The following is a 22,050-nucleotide window of genomic DNA, read 5'->3' on the forward strand; positions in this document are numbered from 1 at the left end:
GACCCCACCACCGGCGCCACCACCGACGGCGGCACGACCACCGGCGGCGAGGACACCGGCACCGACACCCCCGGCGAGAGCCCCAGCGCCCCCGAGGGGCAGACCGAGGGCCAGACCGAAGGCGGCACCACCGACGGCGGCACCGGCGGCGAGTCCCCCACGAGCGGCGGCACCGCGGACGGCGGCACCACCGAAGGCGGCACCTCCACCGACGGCGGCACCACCGACGGCGGCACCACGGAGGGCGGTGGCGGCGGCGACACGAGCGACGGCGGCGCGACGGGCGGCCCGACCGGCCCCGGCTGGGGCGTCGTCCCGCAAACCGCCCGCCGCGAGTAGCACGACGACGGTTCAGTGACCGCTGGTCGCCTTCAGACCCACCACGGCGACCAGCAGCAGACACACGAAGAAGATCCGGGCGGCGGTCGCCGGCTCACCCAGCACCACCATGCCGAACACCGCCGCCCCGGCCGCACCGATCCCCACCCACACGCCATAGGCCGTACCGATGGGCAGCGTCCTGGCCGCCTGCGACAGCAACAGCATGCTGACCACGATGCCCGCGCCGGTGAGCACGCTGGGCAGCGGACGCGTGAAACCGTCGGTGTACTTCATGCCGACGGACCACCCCACCTCCAGCAGACCGGCGACGACGAGCAGAACCCAGGCCATGACAGGCACCTCCGGGATACGGGCTGACGGTGTCGGTGCGTCGTCTTTGCCTTGATCCCGGTACGGCGCGTCTCGTCGGGGTCCCTCCAACGTAACAAGCCGCACGACACGACGAAGGGGCCGGTGACCACGGTCACCAGCCCCTTCCGCGCTACTGCCGGCCGGCCCTACAGATACAGGCCCGTCGAGTCCTCGGCGCCCTCGAACCGGTCCGCGGCCACCGCATGCAGATCACGCTCGCGCATCAGCACGTACGCGATCCCCCGCACCTCGACCTCGGCGCGGTCCTCCGGGTCGAACAGCACCCGGTCGCCCGCCTCCACCGTCCGCACGTTCTGCCCCACCGCGACGACCTCGGCCCACGCCAGCCGCCGACCGACCGCCGCCGTGGCGGGGATCAGGATGCCGCCGCCGGAACGCCGCTCGCCCTCACTGGTGTCCTGCCGCACGAGTACACGGTCGTGCAGCATCCGGATGGGCAGCTTGTCCGGATGGGTACTGTGCTCGTTCCTCTTGGCGCTCACGCCCTGAAACCTACCTGTCTTCCCCGGATACGTACGCGGTCGGGTCAGCCCTTGCGCCGCCGCGTGCTGAACGCGAGCAGCCCGACCACACCCACGACGACGAGCGCCACCGGCACGACGCGCTCCAACCGGGGCGCCCCGTCCTCGTCCACGAACCGGGCACGCGCATCGGTGACGGCCCGGTTGACCCCCACGTAAGCCCGCCCGAGGGTGTGATCAATGTTGGAAGCGACCTTGGCCTTGGCATCCCCGACGATCGTCTTGGGGTGCACCCGCACCCCGAGCTCGTCGAGGGTCTCGGCCAGGGTCGCGCGGCGGCGCCTGATGTCCGCCTCGATCTGCGCCGGGGTCCTGGAGTCCGCCGTGTCCGCCACCGTGTCGCCTCCGAAGTCGGTGTGAAGCCTGTGCGGGACAGTCTGTCAGCTCCACGGGTCATCACACTGTCAGCACCCCCGGTTACGCTGGCCAGATGAGCGAGCGACTCCAGCCGGGCGACGTAGCCCCCGCCTTCACCCTGCCCGACGCCGACGGCACCGAGGTGTCCCTGTCGGACCACAAGGGCCGCAAGGTCATCGTGTACTTCTACCCGGCCGCCCTGACGCCCGGCTGCACGAAGCAGGCCTGCGACTTCACGGACAACCTGGAGCTGCTGGCGGGCGCGGGCTACGACGTCATCGGCATCTCCCCCGACAAGCCGGAGAAGCTGGCCAAGTTCCGCGACAAGGAGTCCCTGAAGGTGACCCTGCTCGCCGACCCGGACAAGCAGGTCCTGGAGTCCTACGGCGCCTTCGGCGAGAAGAAGCTGTACGGCAAGACGGTCGTCGGCGTCATCCGCTCCACGATCGTCGTCGACGAGGAGGGCAAGGTCGAACGCGCCCTGTACAACGTCAAGGCCACGGGCCACGTCGCCAAGATCATCAAGGACCTGGGGGTCTGAGACCCGCTGTTCTCCTTCCACGAGCGGCTCGTACCGGTGATCTCCGGTGCGAGCCGTTCCGCTTCTCGTGCGCATTCCGGCGTGACTGTCTGATATGCGGTTCGTTACTCCGTGCGAGGCACGAACGTGTGACCGTCGGGGAGGGGCAGGAGACGTGCGAAACACACCGAGCTCATACGGCAAGGAAAGGCTGACGTCGGCCGTAGCCGAGGCCGGCAACTGGAGCGATCTGATGCGACGACTTGGACTCAGAGCCAGCGGAGGGCAGCGGCGTGTGCTGCAAAAGAGGGTGGCGGAGTACGGTCTCGACACAAGCCACTTCGTCAAACGCAGCCCGTGGCGCAAGTACCCGGACTCCGCCATCTCCGAAGCAGCCACCTCGTCGTCGTCGCTGCGCGAAGTAGCGCTGAAGCTGGGCGCCGATCCGGCCACCGGCACCCTGTCGCACATCCGTCGCCGCATTCACGCGGCAGGTATCGACATCAGTCACTTCCCTGGCATCAACAGGCCCGAGTTGGATCTTCCATTCACCATTGACGAGCTCAAGGCGGCAGCAGCAACGGCGAACAGCGTGCGGGGCGTGGCCCGTGCACTGGGGGTGCCGGACGACAGTCGCTCGAGGGCGACCTTGAGTCGGATGCTGCGGGGCGAGGGGATCGATACCCGGCACTTCTCCCACCGACGTGTATCGATCCCAGAGAACAGACTCCGTGAACTCGTAGAACGCTCCACGAGCTACGCCGACGTGATGCGCGGTCTCGGCCTGGATGTGGACGACACCAATCATCGACGCGTTCGACGCGCGGTCTCTCGGTTCGGCCTGGACACAAGTCACTTCAAGCGCAGGACGTGGGCGCATCCGGAGCCTCCTGCTCCCAAGCCCATCTCTCACCGAGTGCTGATCGTCCTGCCTTCGGACGCGGGACGGACCAACAGATCTCAGCTCCACCGTGCCCTGGTCGAGATCGGAGTGCCCTACGCATGCGAGACCTGCGGCAACAAGGGCGAGTGGCTGGGGCGGCCGATCACGTTGCAGATCGACCACATCAACGGCGACTGGCGCGACAACCGCCGGGAGAACCTGCGGTATCTATGCCCCAACTGTCATGCCCTGACAGAGACGTGGTGCCGCCAAAAGGTGAAGGTGCCTCTCGTCGCATAACTCGCTCTACCCGTACACTGAACGCTGCCGGTCAAGCGCGATGACCGTTTTTGAGCGGCCGTGATGGAATTTGGCAGTCATGCTGGGTTTAGGTCCCAGTGGGTTCACACCCGTGTGGGTTCGAATCCCACCGGCCGCACGCGAACAGAGGGGCCACCCGGGCTGGGCGGCCCCTCTCACGCTTCTCAGCCCAGCAGCTCCCCCACCACCGGCACCAGCGCCCGGAACGCCTTGCCCCGGTGGCTGATCGCGTTCTTCTCCTGGGGGGTCAGTTCCGCGCACGTCCGGGTCTCGCCCTCCGGCTGGAGGATGGGGTCGTAGCCGAAGCCGCCCGTGCCGGCGGGCTCGTGGCGCAGGACGCCCCGTAGCTGCCCCTCGACCACCCGCTCCGTGCCGTCCGGCAGGGCCAGTGCCGCCGCGCAGGCGAAGTGGGCGCCCCGGTGTTCGTCGGCGATGTCGGAGAGCTGGGCGAGGAGGAGGTCCAGGTTGGCCTTGTCGTCGCCGTGGTGGCCGGACCAGCGGGCGGAGAAGATGCCGGGGGCGCCGTTCAACACGTCGACGCAGAGGCCCGAGTCGTCGGCTACGGCCGGGAGGCCCGTTGCCCGGGCCAGGGCGTGGGCCTTGAGGAGGGCGTTCTCGGCGAACGTGACCCCGGTTTCCTTGACGTCGGGGATGTCCGGGTAGGCGTCGGCGCCGACGAGTTCGTGGGGCAGCCCGGCTTCGGTGAGGATCGTCCGGAGCTCGGTGATCTTTCCGGCGTTGCGGGTGGCGAGGATCAGGCGACTCATGGCCCCAAGGGTATGGGGCCCCGTCAGGGGCGCGGGGAACTGCGCGAGCGACCGGGCCTCCGACGGCCCGTTAGGGGGCGCGGGGAGCTGCGCGGTCGGCCACGGTGGCCCCGCGGACGGCTACCCGTGCGACTCGGCACACGGGTAGCCGCGGTCGGCTCAGCCGGCGCAGCGTTACGGCGTGCAGACCTTCGTCAGTTCGCCCGCCGCGTCCGTGACGGGGCTGATGTCGGGGGTCTCGTCGCCGTTCTTGATCGACGTGCGGACGTTGGCGACCGCCTTGTCGAGGTCGTCGACGGCTTTGGAGACATCGGCGTTGTCGGTCTTGTCGCCGATCTCGCCGAGGTTCTTGTCGATGGAGTCGAGTGACTCGTCGAGCTGCGTGGGGTCGTTGGCCGCGCTGTCGACCGCCTGCTGGAGTTCGGTGACGCTGTCGGCGATGGCGTCGGCGGTCTGGACGCAGTCCAGCGCCTTGTCGACGGCGGCGCAGCCGGTGGTGAGTCCGGCGGTCAGCGCGACGGCCGCCAGGGTGGCGGCGACGGCGGCGGTGCGGCGTCGGCGGCTCGCGGCCATGGAGCGGTCCCTCTCGTTCGGTGGGGCCGGTCGGGCCCGCGTGGCTGGCCGGGCGCACAGGGATGAGCCGTGCGCCCGTACTTCTTCAGACGCGAGTGTGCTCGGCTCGGTTGCCCGTGCCGGGCACCTGTCTTGGTGTGCTCTTTACTTTTCGAGGAGGGCGTCGAGTGCGGTGCGCTGGTGGGTGGCGAGTTCGGCGCAGCCGGCGACGGCGAGGTCGAGGAGGGCGTTCAGTTCGTCGCGGGCGAAGGGTTCGGCTTCGGCCGTGCCCTGGACCTCGACGAAGCGGCCGTCGCCGGTGCAGACGACGTTCATGTCGGTGTCGGCCTTGACGTCTTCTTCGTAGCGCAGGTCGAGGAGGGGGACGCCGCCGACGATGCCGACGGAGACGGCGGAGACGGTGCCGGTGAGGGGGTTGCGGCCGGCCTTGATGAGCTTCTTGCGCTGGGCCCAGGCGACGGCGTCGGCCAGTGCGACGTAGGCGCCGGTGATGGCGGCGGTGCGGGTGCCGCCGTCGGCCTGGAGGACGTCGCAGTCGAGGACGATGGTGTTCTCGCCGAGGGCTTTGTAGTCGATGACGGCGCGCAGGGAGCGGCCGATGAGGCGGCTGATCTCGTGGGTGCGGCCGCCGATGCGGCCCTTGACGGATTCGCGGTCGCCGCGGGAGTTGGTGGCGCGGGGCAGCATGGAGTATTCGGCGGTGACCCAGCCTTCGCCGCTGCCTTTGCGCCAGCGGGGGACGCCTTCGGTGACGGAGGCGGTGCAGAAGACCTTGGTGTCGCCGAAGGAGATGAGGACGGAGCCTTCGGCGTGCTTGCTCCAGCCGCGTTCGATGGTGATGGGGCGGAGCTGCTGGGGGGTGCGGCCGTCGATTCGAGACATGCGGCTGAGCCTATCCATACGTGCGGGAGGGGCCCCTCCCGCGGTGGGAGGGGCCCCGGTGGTGTGCTGGGGGTCAGGGGGTGAAGCCCGGGATGATCCCGGCTCTTCACATCATGTCTTCGATATCCGCTGCGATGGGGTCGGCGTCGGTGCCGATGACGACCTGGATCGCGGTGCCCATTTTGACGACGCCGTGGGCGCCGGCGGCCTTGAGGGCGGTCTCGTCGACCTTGGAGGGGTCGATGACCTCGGTGCGGAGGCGGGTGATGCAGCCTTCGACTTCTTCGATGTTGTCGATACCGCCGAGCCCGGCAACGATCTTCTCAGCCTTGGTGGCCATGTTCGTTCTCCCTGATCCGAACCGCTTTGTCGCAGTAACCCACAGTTGGCCCATCTTCTGGGCCATCTTCGCGAGCGGCCATGTCGTGTGTGCCGAAGGATGGCGTCACGTTGGCGCGACCGTCGAACGACTGGTCTACACCACGACCCCGCGCTTCGACAAAAGTCTCCCGCAGGAAGTCTCTCGGTGGTGCACGGTGACATCAACATGTTCCTGGCGGGGGGTCCGGATGCCGGCCGGTTCACGGCGGGGCTTTTCCCGATCATGATGTTCGCGCTTCACGGGGGTGTCGATGGCGGTGACGTGGGGGCTGGGGGTGCACGACGGGTTCGGCTTTTCGGCGGGGCTGATCGACTACGTGATCAATTGGAATCCGGCGACCAGGCCGTGGCTGATCGTCCCGATCGGGCTGGGTTTCGCGCTCCTCTACTACTTGATCTTCAGGTTCGTGATCACGAGGTTCGACCTGAGGACTCGGGGGTGTGAGCCCGCGGAGGAGGTCGAGGACGGCGCCAAGGGATGATCGTCACGGAGGGTGGAATTGGCGGGTTCCACTCGTTCGACCTACCGTGCTACAACTGGTCTACACCACTCAGTGGTGGAGGTGGCGCGGTGATGACCGTGCTCCCCTTTCTTTGAGACGCCGCCGGCCCCCTTCGCATGCTTCCTGGGCGGCGCCGTGCCCCCTGGAGGAAGTTCATGTCCACAGACACCGCCGCGCCCGCGAGCCCGAGCAAGGGGTCGGCCGTGATGGCCGTCATGCAGCGGATCGGCCGCAGCCTCATGCTGCCCGTCGCCGTGCTGCCCGCCGCCGCCCTGCTGGTCCGGCTCGGCAACGACGACATGCTCGGCCGCGAGTCGTTCCCCGCCTTCATCACGAAGATCGCGGGCTTCATGGCGGCCGGTGGCAACGCGATCCTCGACAACATGGCGCTGCTGTTCGCCGTGGGCATCGCGATCGGTTTCGCCAAGAAGTCGGACGGCTCCACCGCCCTGGCGGCCGTGGTCGGTTACCTGGTCTTCAAGAACGTGCTGGCCACGTTCACCGACAAGAACCTGCCGCAGGTGGCGGAGGTCGTCGACGGCAAGATAGTCATGACGGACGCGCCGGTGGACGCCAAGGTGCTCGGCGGTGTCGTCATGGGTCTCGTGGTGGCCCTGCTCTACCAGCGGTTCTACCGCACCAAGCTGCCCGACTGGGCCGGCTTCTTCGGCGGGCGCCGCCTGATTCCGATCCTGTCGGCCTTCGCGGGCCTGGTCATCGGCATCGTCTTCGGTTACATCTGGCCGGTCCTCGGCACGGCGCTGCACAACTTCGGCGAGTGGCTGGTCGGTTCCGGGGCGGTCGGCGCGGGCATCTTCGGTGTCGCCAACCGCGCGCTGATCCCGATCGGCATGCACCACCTGCTGAACTCCTTCCCCTGGTTCCAGGCCGGCACCTACGAGGGCAAGAGCGGTGACATCGGCCGGTTCCTGGCGGGCGACCCGAGCGCCGGGCAGTTCATGACCGGCTTCTTCCCGATCATGATGTTCGCCCTGCCGGCCGCGTGCCTGGCGATCGTGCACTGTGCCCGGCCGGAGCGGCGCAAGATCGTCGGCGGCATGATGCTGTCGCTCGCACTGACCTCGTTCGTCACGGGCGTCACCGAGCCGATCGAGTTCACCTTCATGTTCATCGCGCCGGTGCTGTACGCGATCCATGCCGTGCTCACCGGTGTCTCGATGGCGCTGACCTGGGCCCTGGGGATGAAGGACGGCTTCGGCTTCTCGGCCGGTGCGGTGGACTTCTTCCTCAACCTCGGCATCGCGACCAACCCGTGGGGCCTGGCCCTGGTCGGCCTGTGCTTCGCGGCGGTCTATTACGTGGTGTTCCGCTTCGCCATCACCAGGTTCAACCTGCCGACGCCGGGCCGCGAGTCCGACGAGGAACTCGCCGAGCTGCAGAAGGCCGAGGCCAAGTAGGCCCGCGCCACGCAGGAGACCCCGGAACCCGAGGAGCGGGTTCCGGGGTCTCCTGCGTGCAGCTAGACCTCGTACGTCTGGCGGGGTGCGGCGAGGTCCACCGGACCGTCGTACGCCTCGCGGGCGTGGGCGAGGTTGACCTGGGGGTCCGTCCACGGCGGGATGTGGGTGAGGACGAGGCGGCGGGCTCCGGCCCGGGCCGCCGTCTCACCCGCCTCGCGGCCGTTGAGGTGCAGGTCGGGGATGTTCTCCTTGCCGTGCGTGAAGGCGGCCTCGCACAGGAACAGGTCTGCGTCCCGGGCGAGTTCGTCCAGGGCGGGGCTCACGCCGGTGTCACCGGAGTACGTCAGGACCTTGCCGCCGTGCTCGATCCGGATGCCGTAGGCCTCCACGGGGTGGGCGACCCGCTCGGTGTGCACCGTGAACGGGCCGACCTCGAAGGTGGACGGCTTGACCGTGTGGAAGTCGAAGACCTCGCTCATGGAGGAGGCGGAGGGGGTGTCCGCGTAGGCGGTGGTCAGCCGGTGTTCCGTGCCTTCGGGGCCGAAGACGGGGAGTGGATCGCAGCGGCCGCCGTCGTGGCGGTAGTAGCGCGCGACGAAGTACGCGCACATGTCGATGCAGTGGTCGGCGTGCAGATGGCTGAGGAAGATCGCGTCGAGGTCGTAGAGACCGCAGTGGCGCTGCAGCTCGCCCAGGGCACCGTTGCCCAGGTCGAGAAGCAGCCGGAAGCCGTCGGCCTCGACGAGGTAGCTCGAGCAGGCCGATTCCGCGGACGGGAACGACCCCGAGCAGCCGACGACGGTGAGCTTCATGAAGCAGAAACCTCCGCTGGCGGGATTAGTCTGAGAGGGGCGTCGGGGGTCGTGCGGTCCGTCGAGCGTAAGGCGCAAAACCTCCGGTAGCTCCTCCACCAAGGCCTGTTGTGGGCGAACTCACCTGTGGTGTCACCGGTTCGGCTGGCAGGGCCGGCAGGTGATCCTCGTGAGGGGGGCGCGCGGCAGGGGCGGCGCCGGTAACGTCTCAGTATGGACACGTCCTGGTGGCTGGCGCTCGCCGCGGTGGTACTGCTCGCGCTCGTCGCCACGCTCGTCGACGGCTGGGGCCGGGGGCGGAGGCCGTCCGCCCGGCGGGTCCGCACCGCGGCGCCGGCCGCCGCGCCGGAGGGCCGGCCGCAGCCGGCGGAGATCTGGTGGGCGGACGTGCCCTACGAGGACGAGGCCCACACCAAGGACCGCCCCTGTCTGGTGCTGGCGGTGCGCGGGGAGCGGGCGACGGTCGCGAAGATCACCACCCGGTTCCGGGGCGGGCGCGCTGGGGTGATCCCGCTGCCCCCGGGCTCGGTGGACGACGCCGGGGCCCGTGCGAGTTTCCTGGAGACGGACGAGCTGCGGGAGGTTCCGGTGTGGGGGTTCCGGCGGCGGATCGGTGTGGTGGATCCGGCGCTGTGGGACCGGGTGCGGTACCTGGCGGGCTGAGCGACGCGAAAAGGGCTGGAGTCATGGACTCCAGCCCTCTGTGCGGGTCGGTTCTCGCCCTCTGTGCGGGTCGGTTCTCGCCGCCGTGCGGGTCGGTTCTCGCCGTCGGCTACGCCCAGAGCTGGCCCTGGAGCGTGTCGATGGCCTCCTCCGTCGTGGCCGCCGTGTAGACGCCCGTCGAGAGGTACTTCCAGCCGCCGTCGGCGACGACGAAGACGATGTCGGCGGGCTCCCCGGCCTTGACGGCCTTCTTGCCGACGCCGATCGCGGCGTGCAGCGCGGCGCCCGTGGAGACGCCGGCGAAGATGCCCTCCTGCTGGAGCAGCTCGCGGGTGCGGGTGACGGCGTCGGCCGAGCCGACCGAGAAGCGGGTGGTGAGGACGGAGGCGTCGTACAGCTCGGGGACGAAGCCCTCGTCGAGGTTGCGCAGGCCGTAGACCAGGTCGTCGTAGCGCGGTTCGGCCGCGACGATCTGGACGTCCGGCTTGTGCTCGCGCAGGAAGCGACCCACGCCCATGAGGGTGCCGGTGGTGCCGAGTCCGGCCACGAAGTGCGTGATCGACGGCAGGTCCGTGAGGATCTCGGGGCCGGTCGTGGCGTAGTGGGCGCCGGCGTTGTCCGGGTTGCCGTACTGGTAGAGCATCACCCAGTCCGGGTGCTCGGCCGAGAGCTCCTTGGCGACGCGCACGGCGGTGTTGGAGCCGCCCGCCGCCGGGGAGGAGACGATCTCCGCGCCCCACATGCCCAGCAGGTCCCGGCGTTCCTGCGAGGTGTTCTCCGGCATCACGCAGACGATGCGGTAGCCCTTGAGTTTCGCCGCCATGGCCAGGGAGATGCCGGTGTTGCCCGACGTCGGCTCCAGGATGGTGCAGCCCGGGGTCAGGCGGCCGTCCTTCTCCGCCTGCTCGATCATGTGCAGGGCCGGACGGTCCTTGACCGACCCCGTCGGGTTGCGGTCCTCCAGTTTCGCCCAGATGCGGACGTCGGCGGACGGCGACAGCCGCGGCAGGCGCACCAGGGGGGTGTTGCCGACCGCGGCCAGGGGGGAGTCGTAACGCATCGGTGATCAGACCATGCCGCCGGCCACGGCCGGCAGGATCGTGACGTTGTCGCCGTCCGACAGCTTGGTGTTGATGCCGTCGAGGAAGCGGACGTCCTCGTCGTTCAGGTAGACGTTGACGAAGCGGCGCAGCTGGTCGCCGTCCACGATGCGGGCGCGGATCCCGGCGTGCCGGGTCTCGAGGTCGGTGAGCAGGTCGGCGAGGGTGTCACCGCTGCCCTCCACCGCCTTCTGACCGTCGGTGTAGGTGCGGAGGATGGTCGGGATGCGGACCTCGATGGCCATGGCTTCAGGGCTCCTGTCGGGAGTAGTCGGTCGGGGCGCGCGGCAGCGCAGGAACAGCGGGGTGGTGCGTGTGTGCGGCGCCGCGGCTCACGGCCGTACGGCGGCAGGGACCGCGTCAACAGATGGCGCTGGCCAGCCTGCACAGGTCGACGTGCAGCCGCGCCACGAGCAGATCGCCCGGCGTCTTTTCGCTCACGTCGTGGAAAACCATGGGCTCATCGTATCGATTCCCGGTCCGGGTACTGGAATGTGATCCCACATCGCGGACGGCTGCTGGCCGGAGAGTGAGACCGCACTGTTCAGAACCCGCTCAGTACGCCTCGACGACCGCCACTTCCTCCTCCGTGACCTCGCCCTCGACGATGCGGAAGGAGCGGAACTGGAACTCGCCGGCGCCGTCGGTGTCGGCGGTGGAGACGAGGACGTAGTGCGCGCCGGGCTCGTTGGCGTAGGAGATGTCGGTGCGCGAGGGGTAGGCCTCGGTGGCGGTGTGGGAGTGGTAGATGACCACGGGCTCCTCGTCGCGGTCGTCCATCTCGCGGTAGAGCTTGAGCAGGTCGCCGGAGTCGAACTCGTAGAACGTGGGCGACATGGCCGCGTTCAGCATGGGGATGAAGCGCTCGGGGCGGTCCGAGCCCGCCGGGCCGGCGACGACGCCGCACGCCTCGTCGGGGTGGTCCTTGCGCGCGTGGGCGACGATCTGGTCGACGAGGGCCTGGGTGATGGTCAGCATGTTCGCCAGGATAAGCAGAGGGGCCGTTCCGTACCGAGGAATGGTACGGAACGGCCCATATGCCGGACGCCCTGAGCGGCAGCGGCGGGGAGTGCCACGAGTACTCCCCGCCGCCGGGCGTCCTGGGAGAGGCTGCTCGGCAGCGCCACCCGGGGCGCGGGGCTGTGTCGATCTGCGGCTCAGCCGCGGGGTGCGACCAGCCACGAGGATGCCGCGGGCAGCCGCCGGCCTTCCACGGCACCACCTCACAGGCCCTGCCGGCGAAGCGCCTAGCCGACCTTCTCGAAGTCGGCGTCGCCGCGGCGCTCGGCGATCTGCGGGTTGCGGCTCTTGAGGACCGCCCAGCCGACGCCGAGGGCGACGGCCCAGCCGGCCGCGACGTACAGGCAGACCCGCGCGTCCTTGTCGTACGCGATCATGCAGGTCACGCCGATGAGGAAGAGGAGCGCGACCCAGCTGAAGAGCGCGCCGCCGGGGGCGGGGAAGGACGAGGCGCGCAGCCGGCCCGCGTCGACCGCGGAGCGGTAGCGGATGTGGCTGACGAGGATCATCATCCAGGTCCAGATGCCGGCCGCGGTGGCGACGGAGGTGACGTAGAGGAACGCCTTCTCCGGGACGACGTAGTTCAGGACGACGCCGATGCCCATGAGCGCGACGGAGACCGTGATGCCGACGGCGGGCGTCTTGCGGGAGTTGAGCTTGCCGAACGCCCGGGGCGCCTCGTTGTTGGAGGCCAGGCCGCGCAGCATCCGGCCGGTCGAGTACATGCCCGAGTTGCAGGACGACAGGGCCGCGGTGAGCACCACGAAGTTGACGATGCCCGCGGCGAGCGGGATGCCGATCTCGCCGAAGGCGTGCACGAAGGGGCTCTCGCCGGCGGAGAACTCGGTCCACTTGACGACGGAGAGGATCACCAGCAGGGCGCCGACGTAGAAGACGATGATGCGCCAGGGCAGGGTGTTGATGGCCTTGGGCAGGGTCTTCTCGGGGTTCTCGGACTCGCCCGCGGTGACGCCGACGAGCTCGACGGCGAGGTAGGCGAACATGACGCCCTGGAGCGTCATCAGGCTGGAGCCGATGCCGTTGGGGAAGAAGCCGTCGTGCGACCAGAGGTTGGAGACGGTGGCGGTGTCACCGGCGTCGGAGAAGCCGAGGGTGAGCACGCCGAGGCCGATGACGATCATGCCGATGATGGCCGTGACCTTGATCATCGAGAACCAGAACTCGACCTCGCCGAAGATCTTGACGGAGATCAGGTTGACGCCGAAGAGCACCACAAGGAACACCAGGGCGCTGACCCACTGGGGAATCTCCGGGAACCAGAAGTGGATGTAGATCGCGGCGGCCGTGAGTTCGGCCATGCCGGTGACCACCCACATGAGCCAGTACGTCCAGCCCGTGACGAACCCGAAGAACGGGCCGAGGAATTCGCGGGCGTACTCGGCGAAGGAGCCGGAGACGGGCCGGTAGAGGAGCAGCTCGCCCAGGGCCCGCATGATGAAGAAGATCACGACGCCCGCGAGGGCGTACATGAGGATGATGCTGGGGCCGGCCTTGGCGATGTTCGCTCCGGCGCCCATGAACAGGCCGACGCCGATGGCGCCGCCGATGGCGATCATCTGGACCTGGCGACTGCCGAGGCCGCGCTCGTACCCCTCTTCGGGCACGCTTTCCGTGTCGACCTGCGCAGAGGTCATGTGTGGTGCGCCTTTCTCCATGCCGACCCGGGCCTCGCGTCGGCCTCGGATCGGGTTTCGATCCCCCCGGAATGAATGGAGCTGAGCGGGCCCGGAAGCCCGCTCGTGCCTGGCCGGCGGTTGCCGGCTCGGTGGCGCACCCGGCCGAACATTCGGGTGGTGTTCTGCCGGGCGGTCGTGAAGATTTATCACGGCCGCAACACTGATCACAGGCAGAGGATGTGGCGCACCCCACAGGGAAAAGCGGACAAAACGCTTTCGAAAAGGCCATAGAAGGCGAGTGCGTTGACGGGATCGTTATCCGGATTTGAGTGTCCGTTGAGCGAACACTCTTCGGTCACCCGCCGGTCACAAAACCTGCGCTGATCAGGCCATAAGGGTTCCGACCAGCGTCTCCTGGAGTCCACCCAGCCACAGGTAGGCCATCACCATCGGCTTGCGCGGGTCGTCGTCCGGGAGGCGGTAGAGCAGGTCGGTGTCCTCGTCGTCGGTGATCTCCAGCCGCGAGCCGATCGCGAGCCGGAGATCGTTCAGGGCGCCCAGCCACTGCCGGGACTCCGCCGGCGACAGCTTCAGCACCGCGCCGCCCTCGCCGGCCGAGGTCGAGGAGAGCGCGTCGAGGGAGCGGATCACCGCGAGGGCGCTGTCCCGCTTGCCGGCCCGCAGGTCGTTCTCGGTGTAGCGCCGGAACTCCGCGGAGTACGCCTTCTGCTCCTCGGCGTCCCGCGGCGAGACGGGCTGCTCGGGGTCGCTGTAGGCGTCCGGGAAGAGCCGCCTGAGCACCGGGTCGGAGGGCGGCTCGCTCGGGCCGTCGGCGAACAGCTCGGCGAGCGGGTCGCCGGAGGTGTCCTCGGCGGGGCCGGGGCCGATGAGCTCCAGGAGCTGGACGGCCAGCGACCGGATGATGGAGATCTCGACGTCGTCGAGGGCGACGGCCGCGCCGCCGCCGGGGAGCGGTTCGAAGGTTCCGGGCATGAACGCCTTTTCGCTGCTGGGCGGGGTGCTGGCTACTTGCGGTCCTGCTGGAGGGTGGCCCACAGGCCGTAGCCGTGCATGGCCTGCACGTCGCGTTCCATCTCCTCGCGGCTGCCGCTGGAGACGACCGCCCGGCCCTTGTGGTGGACGTCGAGCATGAGCTTGGTGGCCTTGTCCTTGGAGTAGCCGAAGTACGACTGGAAGACGTACGTCACGTAGCTCATGAGGTTGACCGGGTCGTTGTGGACGATCGTGACCCACGGAAGGTCCGGCTCGGGTACGGCGAAGACCTCCTCCGCCGACTCGGTGCGTTCGATCTCCAGGGGCGCGGGTGACGTCACACTGCCCATGCTGCCACCCGAGGGGGGTAGTCGCACAAACGGGCCTGGCCGCAAGGCGATCGCGTGTCCGCGGACCGCAATCGTCAGATTGACGAAATGGGGGTACGATCCCGCTCATGAACACAGCGGACCTTTCGCTGCCGGTGGATGTTCCCTCGACGGCGCTCTTCACGGACCAGTACGAGCTGACGATGCTGCGGGCCGCCCTCGCGGCGGGCACGGCCGAGCGGCGGAGCGTGTTCGAGGTCTTCACCCGGCGGCTGCCGGACGGGCGGCGCTACGGCGTCGTGGGCGGCACCGGCCGGGTGCTGGACGCGGTGGAGAACTTCCACTTCGACACGGCCGTGCTGGACTTCCTGCGGGAGCGGGAGATCGTCGACGAGCAGACCCTGGAGTGGCTCGCCGGCTACCGGTTCCGCGGCGACATCTGGGGCTACCCCGAGGGCGAGGTGTACTTCCCGGGCTCGCCGATCATGCGGGTCGAGGGCACCTTCGCCGAGTGCGTGCTGCTGGAGACCGTGATCCTGTCGATCCTCAACCACGACTCGGCGATCGCCGCGGCCGCCTCGCGCATGGCGGCGGCCGCGGGTGACCGGCCGCTGATCGAGATGGGCGCCCGGCGCACGCACGAGCTGGCGGCGGTGGCGGCCTCCCGGGCCGCGTACGTCGGCGGCTTCGCGACCACCTCCGACCTGGCGGCCGGCTTCCGCTACGGCATCCCGACCGTCGGCACGTCCGCGCACGCCTTCACCCTGCTGCACGACAGCGAACGGGACGCCTTCCGCGCCCAGGTGGACACCCTGGGCGGGGGCACCACGCTGCTGGTGGACACCTACGACGTCGCCGAGGCGGTCCGCACGGCAGTCGAGGTCGCCGGGACCGAGCTGGGCGCGGTCCGCATCGACTCCGGCGACCTGCTGCTGGTCGCGCACCGGGTGCGCCAGCAGCTGGACGAGCTGGGCGCGACCGGCACGAAGATCGTGGTGACCTCGGACCTGGACGAGTACGCGATCGCCTCGCTGGCGGCGGCCCCGGTGGACGCCTACGGCGTCGGGACGCAGCTGGTGACCGGCTCCGGCCACCCCACCTCCTCGATGGTCTACAAGCTGGTCGCGCGGGCCGAGTCCGCTGACCCGAAGGCGCCGCTGGTGCCGGTGGCGAAGAAGTCCAGCGGAGGCAAGACGTCGATCGGCGGACGCAAGTGGGCCGCGCGGCGACCGGACTCCTACGGGGTCGCCGAGGCGGAGGTGATCGGCACCGGGCCGGTGCCGGCCGCACTCGCGGACCGGCAGCTGCTGGTGGAGCTGGTCAAGGGCGGCGAGGTGGTGGCGCGCGAGCCGCTGGACGCGGCGCGCGAGCGGCACACGAGGGCGCGCGCGGGACTCCCGATGTCGGCTACGCAGCTCTCGCGCGGGGAGCCCGTCCTTCCCACGGAGTACCTGCACGAGACCCCGGGTAGCTAGGGGGTGTGCCGTGACGCGCCGAACCGTGCCCCCTCCCGTCCGCTCCCCTCTGTCAATAGGCTCGGTGGTTCACCGGCCGGGCTTGCCGACCTCATAGCCGAAGGACACCGACCATGCGCCGCGCCTTGATCGTCGTCGATGTGCAGAACGACTTCTGCGAGGGGGGGAGCCTCGCGGTGTCCGGTGGTGCCGATGTGGCCGCCGCCGTCACGGAGCTGATCGGGCAGGCGGCCGGGTCCGGCTACCAGCACGTCGTGGCCACCCGAGACCACCACATCGCCCCCGGCGGCCACTTCTCCGCCAACCCGGACTACGCGCGCTCCTGGCCCGCGCACTGCGTCGCCGGCACGGAGGGCGTCGGTTTCCACCCGAACTTCGCCCCCGCCGTCGCCTCCGGCTCGGTCGACGCCGTGTTCGACAAGGGGGCGTACTCGGCGGCGTACAGCGGTTTCGAGGGCGCGGACGAGAACGGCACTCCCTTGGCCGACTGGCTGCGCACGCGCGAGGTCACCGAGGTCGACGTGGTCGGCATCGCCACGGACCACTGTGTACGCGCCACGGCCCTCGACGCCGCCCGGGAGGGCTTCCGTACGCAGGTCCTGCTGGACCTGACGGCCGGGGTGGCCCCGGAGAGCACCGAGCGGGCCCTGGAGGAGCTGCGCGAGGCGGGCGTGGAGCTGTCGGGCAAGCCGGTCATGCAGTAGCCCGGGGCCCTCAGGACCCCTTGGTGGCGTCCGCCGGTCAGGTCTGGGCCGTCGGGCGCCTGAGGAGAGCTCTGATCGGGCGCCACAGCTCCTGGACCAGGTCCGGGCTCGACGCGACACCGTTGTCGGGGGCCGTGCGCCATATGAGGCCGTCCGGGTGGTGCAGGACGGCCGTGATCTCGTCGGGGGTCGGCGGGGCGGCGTTGCCGCGCAGGTAGACCGACCGCAGACCGAGGTTGCGGAGCCTGGTCAGGGCCCGGGCACGGTTCACGGAGTGGACGAGGACGCGGACGGCGCCGGGGGCGCCGGCGGCGGGGCTGGGCAGGTTCAGTGCCACCACCACCGTGCCGTTCGGCAGCTTGCAGAAGCCTCCTGCGGCCATGCGCTCATCCCCCCGTGTCGGTCGGTGTCAATAAGAGAGCCACAGGACGCACCTAAACACGGATCGGCGGTGACCCGCCAGTGGGTCACCGCCGATCATGCTCTGACCTGCAAGGATGCGGATTACCTACCCGCGGCGCCGACCTCCAGCTCGATCGTCGAGCCGTCCTTGGCCTCCTTGAGGATCTTGATCTTCGTGTTGGTGTCAGTGATCTTGACACCCGCGGTGGGGTTCGACTCGTCGTAGTACGTGTTCTTCCGGTCGTTGAAGACCGAGACGCCCTTCGACCCCGGGATGTACTTCGCCACGTCCGCCTTGTGCAGCGTCATGCCGTCGGTGCGGTAGAGGCTGAACGGCGAGTCGTAGGACTGGATGCGGTTGCGCATCAGCGTGCCGTCGGCCCACTTCAGGGCGGTCGGGTGCGAGTCGACCGGCAGGACCAGGCCGGTGCCCTGGTGCTGGCTGGTGTTGTTGTCGGCCTGGGAGGTGTCCCACTTCCAGATCAGCAGGCCGTTCTGGTACGCGTAGTGCTCCACCCAGTCCGGGCGCGCCGTGAAGCCGAAGTTGTACGGGCCGGTCTTCAGCGTCTTGTCGTACGACACGTACTGCCGGTTCTCGGCGATGTAGTACTGCGCGTAGTCCTTGGTGAAGGACGCGCCGATGCGGGAGAAGCCGGTGGCCTTCCACGCGGCGTCCGCGCTCTCGGCGTTGTCGGAGAAGACGGGCGCGCCGTCGGCCGTCACCGTGATCGCGTCGGCCGCGAAGCCCTTCTGGGCCACGCCCCCGTCGGTCTGGTAGCGGAAGCGGAGGTCGATCTTCTTGCCGGCGTAGGCGTCGAGCGGGAAGACGAGCTTCTTGTAGCCGTCGACCGTGCCGGTCAGGACCGGCTTGTCGCTGGCGTCACGCTGGATCGGCTGGCCGTCCACCGTGCCGTCGACAGCGGTCCAGTTGGCCCCGCCGTCGGTCGAGACCTCGGTGTAGAGGAAGTCGTAGTTGGCCTCGATGTCGTACCAGCCGTCGAGGGTCAGCTGCGCCTTCGACTTGCCGGTCAGGTCGACGACACGCGTAAGGGAGTTCTTGAGGTTGTCACCGCTGCCGCTCCACCACTGGGTCTTGCCCTCGGCGGGGGTGACGACCTCGGTGGTGACCGCCTTCTTGGGGAGGTCGACGACCAGGGCCTGCTTGTGCTTGGTGTTGTACTCGGCGACGCCCAGCTTGTGCCAGGAGTTGACGCCGGCCTTGGCCTTGTCGAAGTTCAGCCAGCCCAGCTGCAGCTTGTCCCAGGCGGTCATGTCGCCGGGCAGGTCACCGATCTCCTTCTTGCCGGCGCCGAGCCAGGAACCGGACGACATCAGCGTCCAGAAGCCGGTGGAGTTCTCGCCGCCCGCGGTGTCGTAGTGGTCGGGCAGGCCGAGGTCGTGGCCGTACTCGTGGGCGTAGACGCCGAGTCCGCCGTTCTCCGGCTGGACGGTGTAGTCGCCGACCCAGATGCCGGTGTCGCCGATCTTCGCACCGCCGAGCTTGTTGTTCTCGGGGCCGGTGGCGCCGGCGTCGGTGCCGAAGGCGTACCAGCGGTGGGCCCAGATGGCGTCGGTGCCCTGGGCGCCGCCGCCCGCGGACTCGTCCTCGCCGGCGTGCACGATCTGGAAGTGGTCGATGTAGCCGTCGGGCTCGTTGAAGTCGCCGTCGCCGTCGAAGTCGTAGCGGTCCCACTCGTCGAACCGCGCCACGTCCGCCTTGATCTGGGCGTCGGTCCTCCCCGCTGCCTTCTGCTGGGAGACCCAGGCGTTCAGACCGTCGCTGACGACGTTCCACACGCTGGAGCAGTTGGTGTCACCGCAGGCGTTGTTGCCGTAGCGCGCCTCGTTGTAGGGCACCTTGACCCAGTCGGAGACCTCGCCCTCGACCGAGTAGCGGCCCGAGGACTGCTTCTCGTAGTAGGTCTTGACGGAGTCGACGCCCTTGCCGGAACCGAAGTACAGGTCCTGGAAGTACTGCTGGTCGTAGTCGGCCCGCCAGGCCGTGGAGTTGTCCTTCTTGCGGTCGGGCTTGGCTATCGAGTTGTGCAGCGGGCCCGGGGTGCCGCCGTAGCGGCTGTCGACCTTGTCCCCGAACTCGACCAGGATCGTGAAGATCTTGTCGGTCTTCTCGCGGCCGAGCTCGACGTACTTGGCGTCGCCCTTCTTGCTCTTGAGCTGGACGACCTTCGAGCCCTCGCGGTTCTTGACCTTGCTCTTGCCCGACAGGACCTGGTTCAGGGCCTCCTGGCGCTGAGCGTCCTGCGTCTTGCTCAGCGGGCCTTCGAGGTCGTGCTCGTCGTGGTGACGTTCCGCCGGGTCGTGCCGGTCCACGGTGGTGGGCCGGGGGGCCGGGGCGTCGTCGGCCACCGCGTAGGTGGAGGCGGTGGCGGTGGCCGCCGCGAGCGCCACGCTGATGGCGGCTGCTCGGAACGTCCAGGGTCTACTGGTCACTTGAGATCCTCCCCCGCGTTCGGGCGCGCGGCAGGCAGGGTCCCGGTCGTGGAAGTCCGCGCGCGCGTGATCAACGCGTGTAGTCAAGTGACGACATTTGACTAGAGGTTTAGAAGAAAAGACAGACCTTGACTTGGACAAGTCAAGTGCACTATGCGGAGGTGGCGTTCGTTTTACGGACAACCGAACGGTTGCCCCGAGGCACCGCCCACCGGGCCCTGCGGGCGCGTGCATATGTCCACTCCGTGGACGTCATGACTCCGTGCGCCCCCCGTGCACCGCCCTTGTTGATTAGGTCACGCTTACCGCTGGTTCCGGTCGGGCACCCTGCCGGTGAGAATGTCGGATGGCCGAACGCCCGAAACCGGCGCAATGCCAGGCCGACACCGCCGTGGACCCCCACTTCGAGGACATGATGGCCATGCCCCGTCCGACTGCCGCACAGCTCGCCTACGGTTCCTGCACCGTGATCTTCTCGACCTTCGCCATGCTGCTGCTGTCTCAGACGAGTTCGAGTGCGGGGATCGCGGTCATCGCCGTCGCGGCGCTCGCCCTCGGGCTGCTGGTCGCCACGGCGGTACCACTGTCCGGCAAGCGCCCTGCCGCGGCGGAACAGCCCGCGCCCCGGGAACCGGTACGGGCCTCGATCCCGGCGCCGGCCCCGGAGCCGGTACGCGAGCGGGCGGCCTCCTGACCACCCACTGCACCCCGGTTGATCCCTCCGCGTCTCAATCGGTGCTGACCACGACCGTCTTGGCCGCCTTGTCGTGCAGGCCCTGCTTGTAGGGCCGGTCGAAGAAACTCCAGCCGCCCGAGATCGCGGTCCAGACGCACGCGCAGCAGAAGGCGAACGGGATCCACAGCACCGCGGCGCGCGCCAGCGCGTTCTGCACGGAGGGCGTCGCACCGTTGTCCAGGTTGGCCACCCGCATGTGCAGCAGCTTCTTGCCCAGGGTCTGACCGGTCCCAGCGGTCAGGACGGTGTCGTAGGCGATGTAGAGGACGGCGGCGACCCCCGACTGCCAGAACGACTTGCCGACCTCGATGCGGTCGCTGTCCACGTCGTACTCGTTGACGCCGAAGCCCCACGTGATCAGCCAGACGACGGCGCCCACCAGGATCATGTCGATGATGCGGGCGAGCGTGCGCTTGCCGCTGTCGGCGAGCGGGGGCATGCCGGCGAGGGGGTCGGTGGGGTAGGAACCACCGCCGTACGGATCGCCGCCGTAGGGGCCGCCTCCGAAGCCGTCGCCGGGGCCGCCGGGGCCGCCCGGGCCGCCGGGACCGCCGCCTCCGTACGGCGGTGGTTCGCCGCCGTAGGGCGAGCCCGTGCCCTCGCCGGGCGGCTCGTTCGGGGGGCGCTTGCGGAACGGGTCGTCTTCCGGGGGCTGCTGACCGGAGCCGGGAGGCGGTTCACTGCTCATGGCCCGAGTCGACCGCGAACGCCCGGGCTCCGCATCCGACGGACGGCCGTCCGGGGGAGGTCAGCCCGCCACGAAGGTGTGCGCGGCCTTGTCGTGCCAGCACTGGCGCCAGGGCCGGTCGAAGAGGCCCCAGGCCACACCGACGACCCCGACGACGAGGAGCCCGGGCACGCTGTAGACCAGCCAGCGGCGCAGGGCCGCGCCGAAGCCGGGCGAGTCATGGCCCTCGATGTCGCGGACTTCGAGGCCCATCAGCTTCTTGCCGAGGGTGCGGCCCCACTTGGCGGTGGGCAGCACCTCCGAGAGCACACCGGCGAGCAGCAGCACGGCCAGGATGATGCCGAGGTAGAGCGAGGTGGTGCCGTCGAGCAGCCAGACCGTGACGGTCTCGCCGGAGAGTTTGGCCGCGTCGATCTTCGCGTTGACGTGGTCGATCGCCTTGGTGCCGAGCGGGACGGCGGCCGCGGCGGTGAGCGCGGCGAGCACGACGGTGTCCAGCAGCCGGGCCACCAGCCGCTTGCCGAGCCCGGCCGGGCGAGCCTCCGCCTGGCGCCGGGCGGCCGCCTGGAACACGTCCTCGACCGGCGGCTTCCAGGGTGCGACGGGCTGCTCGTCACCGCCGCCGGCTCCGGCGAGCCGGTGCACCTGCTGTGCCCAGGAGGACTGGCCGCCGCCGTGCCCCGCGCTGAGGGGCGTACCGGAGGAGGCCGCGGCACCGGGCTGAGCGCTGCCGGGCCCGCCGGACTGCGCGGGGACGGTGGGCGCAGCCTGAGGGGCCGCGGAGGAGGCCTGGGCCGCCGCGCTTCCGGCACCGGACTGCGCGGCGGAGGCGCGGGCGGCGGCCGCCTTGCCCGCGCCGAAGCCGGGCCCCGCGGAACCGCCTGCGGAACCGGTCGCCCCGGCCTGCGCGCCGAACGCGGGTCCCGACGGGCCCGCGCCCGAGTCCGCCGTGCCGAACGGGGGTCCCGAGAGGCCCGCACCCGAGTCCGCCGCGCCGAACGCCGGTCCCGAGAGGCCCGCGCCGGAGTCCGCGGCGCCGGTCCGGCCGCCGAAGGCGGACGCCGCCGCGCCACTGCCCGAACCGGCCGGCCCGAAGCCCGAACCGGCCGCTGCGCCTTGCCCGCCGGAACCGGAGGCCGTCGAGTCGCCACCCGGCGCGGCCGGCCCGAAGCCGGAGCCCGCGGCCCCGCCCTGCCC

26 protein-coding genes, 1 tRNA gene, 2 pseudogenes and 1 riboswitch are annotated in these 22,050 nt (G+C 69.7%); of the genes and pseudogenes, 10 read left to right on the top strand and 19 right to left on the bottom strand.

What is annotated here, in order from left to right; genetic code table 11:
• A pseudogene (locus tag C1J00_RS16290) lies at positions 1-339 on the top strand (transglycosylase domain-containing protein); the annotation flags it as partial.
• Between the two features lie 12 nt (positions 340-351).
• Here the strand turns inward: C1J00_RS16290 and C1J00_RS16295 are convergent.
• The 3 genes from C1J00_RS16295 to C1J00_RS16305 form a co-directional block, all read right to left on the bottom strand.
• Positions 352-672, bottom strand: coding sequence for a DMT family transporter (locus tag C1J00_RS16295; protein ID WP_102909799.1), 321 nt, complete (start codon positions 670-672; stop codon positions 352-354).
• A 34-nt stretch (positions 673-706) separates the two neighbouring features.
• Positions 707-773: riboswitch (guanidine-III (ykkC-III) riboswitch) on the bottom strand.
• A gap of 66 nt (positions 774-839) precedes the next feature.
• Positions 840-1,196: a GroES family chaperonin gene (locus C1J00_RS16300; RefSeq protein ID WP_031140106.1), complete on the bottom strand. Its 357-nt coding sequence runs from the start codon at positions 1,194-1,196 to the stop codon at positions 840-842.
• A 44-nt stretch (positions 1,197-1,240) separates the two neighbouring features.
• Complete coding sequence (locus C1J00_RS16305; RefSeq protein WP_102909800.1) at positions 1,241-1,570, bottom strand: DUF3618 domain-containing protein; 330 nt, start codon at positions 1,568-1,570, stop codon at positions 1,241-1,243.
• Positions 1,571-1,665: 95 nt separating this feature from the next.
• Here C1J00_RS16305 and bcp point away from each other — a divergent pair, with 95 nt between their 5' ends.
• The 3 genes from bcp to C1J00_RS16320 all read left to right on the top strand — a co-directional run bounded on the left by bcp (position 1,666) and on the right by C1J00_RS16320 (position 3,434).
• A complete protein-coding gene (bcp, locus tag C1J00_RS16310; protein ID WP_033308146.1) occupies positions 1,666-2,133 on the top strand; it encodes a thioredoxin-dependent thiol peroxidase in 468 nt (155 codons plus the stop codon).
• 154 nt (positions 2,134-2,287) lie between these two features.
• Positions 2,288-3,295 (top strand): HNH endonuclease signature motif containing protein, encoded by a 1,008-nt coding sequence (locus C1J00_RS46800; RefSeq protein ID WP_245936367.1) that lies wholly within the window; start codon positions 2,288-2,290, stop codon positions 3,293-3,295.
• 54 nt (positions 3,296-3,349) lie between these two features.
• Positions 3,350-3,434, top strand: a tRNA-Leu gene (locus C1J00_RS16320).
• Positions 3,435-3,480: 46 nt separating this feature from the next.
• Here the strand turns inward: C1J00_RS16320 and rdgB are convergent.
• From rdgB to C1J00_RS16340, 4 genes are all read right to left on the bottom strand, one after another.
• Entirely contained in the window at positions 3,481-4,083 is a 603-nt protein-coding gene (gene rdgB / locus C1J00_RS16325; RefSeq protein WP_102909801.1) for an RdgB/HAM1 family non-canonical purine NTP pyrophosphatase, read from the bottom strand.
• A 174-nt stretch (positions 4,084-4,257) separates the two neighbouring features.
• Entirely contained in the window at positions 4,258-4,656 is a 399-nt protein-coding gene (locus tag C1J00_RS16330) for a hypothetical protein (protein WP_102909802.1), read from the bottom strand.
• A 144-nt stretch (positions 4,657-4,800) separates the two neighbouring features.
• Complete coding sequence (rph, locus tag C1J00_RS16335) at positions 4,801-5,538, bottom strand: ribonuclease PH (RefSeq protein ID WP_102909803.1); 738 nt, start codon at positions 5,536-5,538, stop codon at positions 4,801-4,803.
• A 106-nt stretch (positions 5,539-5,644) separates the two neighbouring features.
• Positions 5,645-5,878 carry a PTS sugar transporter subunit IIB gene (locus C1J00_RS16340; protein WP_102909804.1) on the bottom strand — a complete coding sequence of 78 codons (234 nt, stop codon included), beginning with the start codon at positions 5,876-5,878 and terminating at the stop codon, positions 5,645-5,647.
• A gap of 183 nt (positions 5,879-6,061) precedes the next feature.
• Here C1J00_RS16340 and C1J00_RS16345 point away from each other — a divergent pair.
• Positions 6,062-6,401 (top strand): annotated as a pseudogene (locus C1J00_RS16345) (PTS transporter subunit EIIC); the annotation flags it as partial.
• Between the two features lie 176 nt (positions 6,402-6,577).
• On the top strand, positions 6,578-7,840 hold the full coding sequence (locus tag C1J00_RS16350) for a PTS transporter subunit EIIC (protein ID WP_102909805.1): 1,263 nt from the start codon (positions 6,578-6,580) through the stop codon (positions 7,838-7,840).
• A gap of 62 nt (positions 7,841-7,902) precedes the next feature.
• On the opposite strand, the gene C1J00_RS16355 is transcribed toward C1J00_RS16350, so the two are convergent.
• Positions 7,903-8,655, bottom strand: a complete 753-nt coding sequence (locus C1J00_RS16355) for an MBL fold metallo-hydrolase (RefSeq protein ID WP_102909806.1) — start codon at positions 8,653-8,655, stop codon at positions 7,903-7,905.
• A 213-nt stretch (positions 8,656-8,868) separates the two neighbouring features.
• On the opposite strand from C1J00_RS16355, the gene C1J00_RS16360 reads away from it, so the two are divergent.
• Positions 8,869-9,318, top strand: coding sequence for a type II toxin-antitoxin system PemK/MazF family toxin (locus tag C1J00_RS16360; protein WP_102909807.1), 450 nt, complete (start codon positions 8,869-8,871; stop codon positions 9,316-9,318).
• Between the two features lie 109 nt (positions 9,319-9,427).
• On the opposite strand, the gene C1J00_RS16365 is transcribed toward C1J00_RS16360, so the two are convergent.
• The 7 genes from C1J00_RS16365 to clpS form a co-directional block, all read right to left on the bottom strand.
• A complete protein-coding gene (locus C1J00_RS16365) occupies positions 9,428-10,378 on the bottom strand; it encodes a PLP-dependent cysteine synthase family protein (RefSeq protein WP_102909808.1) in 951 nt (316 codons plus the stop codon).
• A 6-nt stretch (positions 10,379-10,384) separates the two neighbouring features.
• Complete coding sequence (locus tag C1J00_RS16370; RefSeq protein ID WP_102909809.1) at positions 10,385-10,663, bottom strand: MoaD family protein; 279 nt, start codon at positions 10,661-10,663, stop codon at positions 10,385-10,387.
• Between the two features lie 115 nt (positions 10,664-10,778).
• Complete coding sequence (locus tag C1J00_RS47905) at positions 10,779-10,874, bottom strand: putative leader peptide (RefSeq protein ID WP_311688247.1); 96 nt, start codon at positions 10,872-10,874, stop codon at positions 10,779-10,781.
• Positions 10,875-10,973: 99 nt separating this feature from the next.
• Complete coding sequence (locus C1J00_RS16380) at positions 10,974-11,396, bottom strand: M67 family metallopeptidase (RefSeq protein ID WP_102909811.1); 423 nt, start codon at positions 11,394-11,396, stop codon at positions 10,974-10,976.
• Positions 11,397-11,665: 269 nt separating this feature from the next.
• On the bottom strand, positions 11,666-13,093 hold the full coding sequence (locus C1J00_RS16385) for an amino acid permease (protein ID WP_102909812.1): 1,428 nt from the start codon (positions 13,091-13,093) through the stop codon (positions 11,666-11,668).
• A gap of 366 nt (positions 13,094-13,459) precedes the next feature.
• Positions 13,460-14,068 carry a DUF2017 domain-containing protein gene (locus C1J00_RS16395; RefSeq protein ID WP_102909813.1) on the bottom strand — a complete coding sequence of 203 codons (609 nt, stop codon included), beginning with the start codon at positions 14,066-14,068 and terminating at the stop codon, positions 13,460-13,462.
• 32 nt (positions 14,069-14,100) lie between these two features.
• A complete protein-coding gene (gene clpS / locus C1J00_RS16400) occupies positions 14,101-14,418 on the bottom strand; it encodes an ATP-dependent Clp protease adapter ClpS (RefSeq protein WP_030837810.1) in 318 nt (105 codons plus the stop codon).
• A gap of 107 nt (positions 14,419-14,525) precedes the next feature.
• Between clpS and C1J00_RS16405 the strand changes: the two genes are divergently transcribed.
• Both C1J00_RS16405 and C1J00_RS16410 read left to right on the top strand, forming a co-directional pair.
• A complete protein-coding gene (locus C1J00_RS16405; protein ID WP_102909814.1) occupies positions 14,526-15,872 on the top strand; it encodes a nicotinate phosphoribosyltransferase in 1,347 nt (448 codons plus the stop codon).
• A gap of 113 nt (positions 15,873-15,985) precedes the next feature.
• Positions 15,986-16,576 carry a nicotinamidase gene (locus tag C1J00_RS16410; RefSeq protein ID WP_102909815.1) on the top strand — a complete coding sequence of 197 codons (591 nt, stop codon included), beginning with the start codon at positions 15,986-15,988 and terminating at the stop codon, positions 16,574-16,576.
• Positions 16,577-16,613: 37 nt separating this feature from the next.
• Here C1J00_RS16410 and C1J00_RS16415 read toward each other — a convergent pair whose 3' ends face one another.
• Together C1J00_RS16415 and C1J00_RS16420 are read right to left on the bottom strand one after the other, a co-directional pair.
• Positions 16,614-16,958, bottom strand: coding sequence for a hypothetical protein (locus C1J00_RS16415; protein WP_102909816.1), 345 nt, complete (start codon positions 16,956-16,958; stop codon positions 16,614-16,616).
• A gap of 122 nt (positions 16,959-17,080) precedes the next feature.
• Entirely contained in the window at positions 17,081-19,429 is a 2,349-nt protein-coding gene (locus C1J00_RS16420) for an immune inhibitor A domain-containing protein (RefSeq protein WP_102909817.1), read from the bottom strand.
• A gap of 421 nt (positions 19,430-19,850) precedes the next feature.
• Here C1J00_RS16420 and C1J00_RS16425 point away from each other — a divergent pair, with 421 nt between their 5' ends.
• The gene (locus tag C1J00_RS16425) at positions 19,851-20,123 is read left to right on the top strand and encodes a hypothetical protein (protein WP_180989570.1); all 273 of its coding nucleotides are present in this window, start codon (positions 19,851-19,853) and stop codon (positions 20,121-20,123) included.
• A 34-nt stretch (positions 20,124-20,157) separates the two neighbouring features.
• Here the strand turns inward: C1J00_RS16425 and C1J00_RS16430 are convergent, their stop codons facing one another.
• Together C1J00_RS16430 and C1J00_RS16435 are read right to left on the bottom strand one after the other, a co-directional pair.
• Positions 20,158-20,853, bottom strand: a complete 696-nt coding sequence (locus C1J00_RS16430) for an RDD family protein (RefSeq protein WP_102909818.1) — start codon at positions 20,851-20,853, stop codon at positions 20,158-20,160.
• Positions 20,854-20,913: 60 nt separating this feature from the next.
• The coding region (locus tag C1J00_RS16435) for an RDD family protein (protein WP_245936368.1) at positions 20,914-22,050 on the bottom strand (1,137 nt) is incomplete at its 5' end.

The sequence above is a fragment of the Streptomyces cahuitamycinicus genome (genome assembly GCF_002891435.1).
GTDB lineage: Bacteria > Actinomycetota > Actinomycetes > Streptomycetales > Streptomycetaceae > Streptomyces > Streptomyces cahuitamycinicus.

Bases quoted from the DNA above. Each gene is read 5' to 3' on its own strand.
- C1J00_RS16295 (WP_102909799.1), bottom strand. From the start codon at position 672: ATGGCCTGGGTTCTGCTCGTCGTCGCCGGTCTGCTGGAGGTGGGGTGG.
- bcp (WP_033308146.1), top strand. From the start codon at position 1,666: ATGAGCGAGCGACTCCAGCCGGGCGACGTAGCCCCCGCCTTCACCCTG.
- rdgB (WP_102909801.1), bottom strand. From the start codon at position 4,083: ATGAGTCGCCTGATCCTCGCCACCCGCAACGCCGGAAAGATCACCGAG.
- C1J00_RS16330 (WP_102909802.1), bottom strand. From the start codon at position 4,656: ATGGCCGCGAGCCGCCGACGCCGCACCGCCGCCGTCGCCGCCACCCTG.
- rph (WP_102909803.1), bottom strand. From the start codon at position 5,538: ATGTCTCGAATCGACGGCCGCACCCCCCAGCAGCTCCGCCCCATCACC.
- C1J00_RS16340 (WP_102909804.1), bottom strand. From the start codon at position 5,878: ATGGCCACCAAGGCTGAGAAGATCGTTGCCGGGCTCGGCGGTATCGAC.
- C1J00_RS16350 (WP_102909805.1), top strand. From the start codon at position 6,578: ATGTCCACAGACACCGCCGCGCCCGCGAGCCCGAGCAAGGGGTCGGCC.
- C1J00_RS16355 (WP_102909806.1), bottom strand. From the start codon at position 8,655: ATGAAGCTCACCGTCGTCGGCTGCTCGGGGTCGTTCCCGTCCGCGGAA.
- C1J00_RS16360 (WP_102909807.1), top strand. From the start codon at position 8,869: ATGGACACGTCCTGGTGGCTGGCGCTCGCCGCGGTGGTACTGCTCGCG.
- C1J00_RS16365 (WP_102909808.1), bottom strand. From the start codon at position 10,378: ATGCGTTACGACTCCCCCCTGGCCGCGGTCGGCAACACCCCCCTGGTG.
- C1J00_RS16370 (WP_102909809.1), bottom strand. From the start codon at position 10,663: ATGGCCATCGAGGTCCGCATCCCGACCATCCTCCGCACCTACACCGAC.
- C1J00_RS47905 (WP_311688247.1), bottom strand. From the start codon at position 10,874: ATGGTTTTCCACGACGTGAGCGAAAAGACGCCGGGCGATCTGCTCGTG.
- C1J00_RS16380 (WP_102909811.1), bottom strand. From the start codon at position 11,396: ATGCTGACCATCACCCAGGCCCTCGTCGACCAGATCGTCGCCCACGCG.
- C1J00_RS16385 (WP_102909812.1), bottom strand. From the start codon at position 13,093: ATGACCTCTGCGCAGGTCGACACGGAAAGCGTGCCCGAAGAGGGGTAC.
- C1J00_RS16395 (WP_102909813.1), bottom strand. From the start codon at position 14,068: ATGCCCGGAACCTTCGAACCGCTCCCCGGCGGCGGCGCGGCCGTCGCC.
- clpS (WP_030837810.1), bottom strand. From the start codon at position 14,418: ATGGGCAGTGTGACGTCACCCGCGCCCCTGGAGATCGAACGCACCGAG.
- C1J00_RS16405 (WP_102909814.1), top strand. From the start codon at position 14,526: ATGAACACAGCGGACCTTTCGCTGCCGGTGGATGTTCCCTCGACGGCG.
- C1J00_RS16410 (WP_102909815.1), top strand. From the start codon at position 15,986: ATGCGCCGCGCCTTGATCGTCGTCGATGTGCAGAACGACTTCTGCGAG.
- C1J00_RS16415 (WP_102909816.1), bottom strand. From the start codon at position 16,958: ATGGCCGCAGGAGGCTTCTGCAAGCTGCCGAACGGCACGGTGGTGGTG.
- C1J00_RS16425 (WP_180989570.1), top strand. From the start codon at position 19,851: ATGCCCCGTCCGACTGCCGCACAGCTCGCCTACGGTTCCTGCACCGTG.
- C1J00_RS16430 (WP_102909818.1), bottom strand. From the start codon at position 20,853: ATGAGCAGTGAACCGCCTCCCGGCTCCGGTCAGCAGCCCCCGGAAGAC.